This window comes from Rhizobium sp. SEMIA 4085, from assembly GCF_013004495.1.
In the GTDB taxonomy this organism is placed as follows: Bacteria; Pseudomonadota; Alphaproteobacteria; order Rhizobiales; family Rhizobiaceae; genus Rhizobium; species Rhizobium gallicum.
In genome coordinates this window covers 1-4,705 of record NZ_JABEPH010000416.1, presented here as the reverse complement: position 1 = coordinate 4,705, position 4,705 = coordinate 1, and the positions used below count along the sequence as shown (strand labels likewise).

General features: G+C 60.2%; 8 protein-coding genes and 2 pseudogenes. 4 read left to right on the top strand and 6 right to left on the bottom strand.

Annotated elements, in window-relative coordinates; genetic code table 11:
- Together C9413_RS27995 and C9413_RS27990 are read left to right on the top strand one after the other, a co-directional pair.
- Positions 1-193 (top strand): annotated as a pseudogene (locus C9413_RS27995) (ABC transporter substrate-binding protein); the annotation flags it as partial.
- A 95-nt stretch (positions 194-288) separates the two neighbouring features.
- Positions 289-639, top strand: a complete 351-nt coding sequence (locus C9413_RS27990; protein ID WP_039845169.1) for a hypothetical protein — start codon at positions 289-291, stop codon at positions 637-639.
- A gap of 6 nt (positions 640-645) precedes the next feature.
- Here the strand turns inward: C9413_RS27990 and C9413_RS27985 are convergent, their stop codons facing one another.
- Positions 646-801: an entericidin A/B family lipoprotein gene (locus C9413_RS27985; protein WP_039845170.1), complete on the bottom strand. Its 156-nt coding sequence runs from the start codon at positions 799-801 to the stop codon at positions 646-648.
- A gap of 103 nt (positions 802-904) precedes the next feature.
- Positions 905-1,846: a LysR family transcriptional regulator gene (locus C9413_RS27980; protein ID WP_170251207.1), complete on the bottom strand. Its 942-nt coding sequence runs from the start codon at positions 1,844-1,846 to the stop codon at positions 905-907.
- Positions 1,847-1,913: 67 nt separating this feature from the next.
- On the opposite strand from C9413_RS27980, the gene C9413_RS27975 reads away from it, so the two are divergent.
- The gene (locus C9413_RS27975) at positions 1,914-2,189 is read left to right on the top strand and encodes a hypothetical protein (RefSeq protein ID WP_170251206.1); all 276 of its coding nucleotides are present in this window, start codon (positions 1,914-1,916) and stop codon (positions 2,187-2,189) included.
- Positions 2,190-2,232: 43 nt separating this feature from the next.
- On the opposite strand, the pseudogene C9413_RS27970 reads toward C9413_RS27975, so the two are convergent.
- The 4 genes and pseudogenes from C9413_RS27970 to C9413_RS32830 all read right to left on the bottom strand — a co-directional run bounded on the left by C9413_RS27970 (position 2,233) and on the right by C9413_RS32830 (position 3,808).
- Positions 2,233-3,040 (bottom strand): annotated as a pseudogene (locus tag C9413_RS27970) (sulfite exporter TauE/SafE family protein).
- A gap of 73 nt (positions 3,041-3,113) precedes the next feature.
- Entirely contained in the window at positions 3,114-3,218 is a 105-nt protein-coding gene (locus C9413_RS33875) for a hypothetical protein (RefSeq protein ID WP_323808225.1), read from the bottom strand.
- 201 nt (positions 3,219-3,419) lie between these two features.
- Positions 3,420-3,578, bottom strand: coding sequence for a hypothetical protein (locus C9413_RS32835; protein WP_203226148.1), 159 nt, complete (start codon positions 3,576-3,578; stop codon positions 3,420-3,422).
- A gap of 14 nt (positions 3,579-3,592) precedes the next feature.
- Positions 3,593-3,808, bottom strand: coding sequence for a hypothetical protein (locus C9413_RS32830; protein WP_052451531.1), 216 nt, complete (start codon positions 3,806-3,808; stop codon positions 3,593-3,595).
- Between the two features lie 347 nt (positions 3,809-4,155).
- Here C9413_RS32830 and C9413_RS27960 point away from each other — a divergent pair, with 347 nt between their 5' ends.
- Positions 4,156-4,704 carry a hypothetical protein gene (locus C9413_RS27960; protein ID WP_170251205.1) on the top strand — a complete coding sequence of 183 codons (549 nt, stop codon included), beginning with the start codon at positions 4,156-4,158 and terminating at the stop codon, positions 4,702-4,704.
- Position 4,705 lies beyond the last annotated feature (1 nt).

Here is a 4,705-nt window from a genome sequence, read left to right as displayed (position 1 = left end):
TGCCGGTCCCGAACTCGCCTACTTGCGCTCCCGCACCTGGGACAACAACACCATAAACGACATTCTGGCGTGGCAGGACGAAAACCGGGAAAGCAGCGAGAACGCGGCGCTGTACTTTCTGCGCAACTACCCCGAACTCTGGACACGGTGGATGCCGGCTGACGTCGCGGAAAAGGTGAAGGCCGCTCTTTGAGCAATTCCAGCCTCGCGTAGGCTATCGCTCCTAGGCTGACGGCATGTTCTAGTCAAACGACTGCCGGGCCGTGGCAGCAGCGTAATGGATGACCGATGACGCCAGCCGCTTCCTTTCCCGATCGCGACACTGTTGCCAGCAAATTTGCAAGCGCTTCTGAAGCGGACAGGTCGTATCTTGCTCTGCTCATGGAGAATGCCGCGCAGGACGACAGCCTGATCGCCGGCTTGTATCGGTATCTGGATCTGGCCGCGGCTGCGCCCTTTCTCAATTCTCTGAAACTTGAAAATACTGGAATGTGGATTGGTGAAGCCGCGCCGGCGCGGCTTCAGATCCGTTTGACCGAAGCGGCGAAATCAAGCCAGCATCCGGCCTATATTGCTTTCCGCACTGGCCTTAACCGATCGGGCGGCCTCGAGCGCGCCTATCCTGCCGCAACGGTCTGAAAAGATTTAGCGGCGTGCGGCGCGGTTGACAGAATGGCCGGCATCCTGCGTCGCGTTGACGGCGTTTGCCGTATCACGGCCCACGCCACGGATGGTATTGCCGCAGGAAGAAAGCGCCAAAAGCAGCATCAGCGCTGCGCCGATTTTGACCGTTATTGTCATTTTGGAAATCCTCTTTTGCAAACTAGAAATCGCGCGGCCGAAGCAGCTTGCTGCTTTCGCCGTTCAACGCGCGAAAATCCAATAAAGTTCCTCGCCGTCCGGATCAAGCGGCGGCGGCCTTTGCCTTTTCCGCGAAAGCAAAGCGGATGCTGTCGGCGACCGCCTCCATGGGCCCTGAGAGCTGGGAGGCCGTCAGCAGCCGGATGTCGAACGAGCCGAGTTCAGGCAGGCCTTCTTGCGCACCGAGCATCACCATGCCGTCGGCCACATAGGAGCGCGGCAGCGGCGCGATCGCAAGGTCGGAAAGCACGGCGGCGCGCTGCGCCATCGTATGGCCGCTGAGATAGGCGACGCGGTAAGGCCGCTTGTTGCGTTCAAGCTGCGCCAGTGCCTCCTGGCGCCAGATGCAGCCATCCTCCCAGATCGAGATCGGCAGGGGATCGCGCCTGTGGGCAGTACCGCATTTGGCGCCTGCCCAGACAAGGCGTTCACGAAACACGATCTCCCCGCCGGTCGGAAACGGCCGCGTGGCGCAATTGATCAGCGCCAGATCCAGCCTCTGCTCTTCCATGCGCTTCTTGAGACCGATGCTCATGTCGATCGTCACGTCGACCATGATGCCCGGATAGCTCTCCGCGAAGCTCTTCAGGATACTTGGCAGCAGCCGCTCGCCGATATCCTCCGGCGCGCCGAGCCGCACGACGCCGCTGAGTTCCGGCATGATGAAGCGCGAGACCGCCTCGTTGGACAGCGCCAAGATATTGCGCGCATAGGTCAGCAAGAGCTCGCCGGGCTGCGTCAGCGTCACCGAACGCGCATCACGCAGGAAGAGCGTCGCGCCGAGCTGTTCCTCGAGCTTTTTGATCTGCATGGAAACCGCCGACGGCGTTCGGAACACAGCCTCGGCTGCAGTCGAAAAATTACCCGTTTCCGCAATGGCGACAAAGGTTCTCAGAACATCATTGTCGAGCAAGGGGATCGGGCGGCGAAAGGGCATAGTCATCGTCGCATCTTTCAATTTTTCTGATCTTAAGCACCATATCATTTCGTTTGTTTGAAAGTCAACGCAAAGGTATTTTAGCACCATGGCTCGATAAACAAAGGAGGCCATCATGACCGAGGCTGCACACAGCATTCTGAACATCTTCTTTGCGTTCAGGGCAAAGCAACTGCAGCGCACCGCCCGGGAGAACACGATGCGGCAGATGACCGCGCTGCCCAGCCACCTGATCGCTGATGTCGACCCATATGCGCTCAACAATACCCGAGAAGGAGGCACGCAACCTTCTGCCACTCAACAGACTTCTGCACGTTGGGCGATGCAGACACTGCATGAAATGCGGTTCACGCCCGGCTCGTCCGCCGCCAGCTATCATCGCCATGTGTAGCTGGCGCCTAGGTGTGCAAGTTGGGGTTGCGCCTCCCACCGAACTATTGATGCCGCCAGACTCTCGACGCTGAAATCAGGAGGATCACGGCAAGCGCAGGCAATAGGACGACACTCGGCACAATACTGAGAAGTAACCCGCCGGTGAAGGTTCCGACAGTCGACCCCGCTGCCATCACGAGCAGAAATGCCTTGTTGCAACGGATAACCGAAAAGCTCTGATCCCGGGGGTAGCGGGTGAAGCCGACAAGCATGGGCGGCAGGCTCACCGCGAGCGAGAGGCTTCCGGCCAGCTTGATATCGGCGCCGAACAGGAGCACCAGAGTCGGGATCAGCAACTCCCCGCCTGCCACGCCGAGCAGCGAGGCTACCACACCGATAACGAAGCCTGCGATCACGCCCGCGATGAGCTGGGACGGCCCAGTCAGAACCGGCTGACCTGCACGAACGTCATGGCCGAGGACCAGCACCGCCGCGATAGCAACGAGCAGAACGGCAATAACCTTGTAGAGCGTTTCCGGTTTCAGGCGCGTTGCCCATCCAGCCCCAAACCATGCCAAGCAGGCTTCCAGCGAGCAGGTTGGCGGCGAAAGGCCAGTTTTCGGCGATAACGGCGAACGGCACCGTTCCGGCGCGGAGCGGCAGAGCCGTCGCGACCACGACGAGGCTCACGGCTTTGTTAAGAATGACGGCTTCCAGGGCCGCGAAATTGAAAGGACCAATCAGTAACGGCAAACGAAATTCCGCGCCGCCGAGGCCGATCAGCCCACCGAGCGCGCCAATAATTGCACCTGCCGCGAATGCCATGGGTAAGTTGCGCGATTGAGATGCGGCCGGAGTTTCGTGTGTCATCGATATAGCCCGATGCAAGTACCGACCTTGTAGCGGCTTTTCTTGGCGCAGGCGAGGTCAAGGGTCGCCGCCGCTAATGCTTCATCATGAATGGATGCGGCGAATCCGACAGCAGGAAGTGAGTGAAACGGCCGAGCAGCAGTTCCAGGAGATAGCCATGCTTGAAAGCGCCAATCAAGAGGCACGTCGCATTCGCCGACTTGGCGAAATCGAAGATCGCCTCTCCGACGGACTGGTTCGCGAGTTGATTGCAACGAGGGCGCCGTCAAGCCCCAGCTGATCAGCCAATTCCCTTGCCGTTGACTGGTAGCTTCCGTCCGGCTTGTCGTTGACACAGAGAACCGTCAAGCCATCGCCTGGCGGTGCACCCTGCGCATCATCATGCGGTTTCCAGCCGATCCACATGCCCCGGCAGATTGCCGGCATAGGCATGGGCAGGTGGCGCCCACATCAACTTGTGCTCATTGAAAAGGAGATCGTGAAAAGCGTCGCGGGCATCCATGTCGCCATAGCATCGGGCGACGACGAGCGCCGTCATACGGGCTTCGGCGGTCACGCAGCGATTGAGATCGCCGCGGCAGTCATCGAGAAGGGGCCGTTCTCGGCTGTGCTTGCCCTTCTTCCAATCCTCGAAGGTGCGGGCGACCCGCTCGAACCGGCCATGCGGCTAGCCTTCGGCCAGGTCCGCAGCATCTGCAGATCGATCTCCTCGGGCGCGGCGATCATCCGTTCCGGATCCGCACCGACATGGGCCACGGCATTGTTCATGCCCGCCCTCCTTTCGCGAGTGCTCCCGCCTCGCTCCCGGTCCATCACGTTTGAAAGTTTACTCCTTGGTCCCATGGAGCAAACGCCGCACTGGTTTTGCCATGGAAGTGACGGAAGGAACTATTCCATGTGCTTCATGACAACTCTTCTCGCCTTGCGCGTCATTGGCCCCCACGGCCGCCCAGGCCGAAATGGAGAATCTACTCGAAATGCGCCTCCTGCCCCGCGGCGGCCATCCCGCGCGGGCAACTGATCCGGACGAAGCCACGCCGCTTTCGCGCCACTTGCAGCATCTTTTGAACAATCAGGCAGTTTCCGCGTTCATTTGAAGGGCAAAGGAGCTCTTGATGTCATACGGATCGCTGAGTGCTTTTGGTGACACCTGGTGCCGGTACAGCCCGGACACCGAGACCCTCGAGGCCGCTCATGACCTGGTGGATCAATACCTCGTGTTTGCCGAGGAAGCGCAAGTGGGAAATGACATCATCGACGAGATCGAGCTGCCCGTCCCGAAGCCTGTCCTGATCAAGTCGTTTGGCCTTGTCATCGCTGCCGAGCACCGTCCGCAGATAAGAACTCTGCTGATCAAGGCCGGCATGACGCTTGCCCAGTACCGCGATGACGTCGGACCACGGATGCGGTTAAAGCCTACGACACCGCACGGCAGGCCGCGGGCGGCCCGATCGCGGGAATTCGAGCGCCGACTCGATAAGAAGCTTGTGGCGGTCGCTGCAGAACGGATCAACCTCGGCGCGTTCTTTAGACGCGCCTTTAACGAGTCCCTTCATGTATGCCCGGGGAGGGCGCACCTTTCCCTGGGCGCGAGGGTCAAAACGGCGGCTGCGTCATGGGGAAGGGTGGCTCCGGGAGGAGATGTGACCCCCGTACCGACCTGAG

What these genes read in the sequence shown, in the direction of transcription:
- C9413_RS27990 (WP_039845169.1), top strand. Translation starts at nt 289, where the DNA reads ATGACGCCAGCCGCTTCCTTTCCCGATCGCGACACTGTTGCCAGCAAA.
- C9413_RS27985 (WP_039845170.1), bottom strand. Translation starts at nt 801, where the DNA reads ATGACAATAACGGTCAAAATCGGCGCAGCGCTGATGCTGCTTTTGGCG.
- C9413_RS27980 (WP_170251207.1), bottom strand. Translation starts at nt 1,846, where the DNA reads ATGATATGGTGCTTAAGATCAGAAAAATTGAAAGATGCGACGATGACT.
- C9413_RS27975 (WP_170251206.1), top strand. Translation starts at nt 1,914, where the DNA reads ATGACCGAGGCTGCACACAGCATTCTGAACATCTTCTTTGCGTTCAGG.
- C9413_RS32835 (WP_203226148.1), bottom strand. Translation starts at nt 3,578, where the DNA reads ATGACGGCGCTCGTCGTCGCCCGATGCTATGGCGACATGGATGCCCGC.
- C9413_RS32830 (WP_052451531.1), bottom strand. Translation starts at nt 3,808, where the DNA reads ATGAACAATGCCGTGGCCCATGTCGGTGCGGATCCGGAACGGATGATC.
- C9413_RS27960 (WP_170251205.1), top strand. Translation starts at nt 4,156, where the DNA reads ATGTCATACGGATCGCTGAGTGCTTTTGGTGACACCTGGTGCCGGTAC.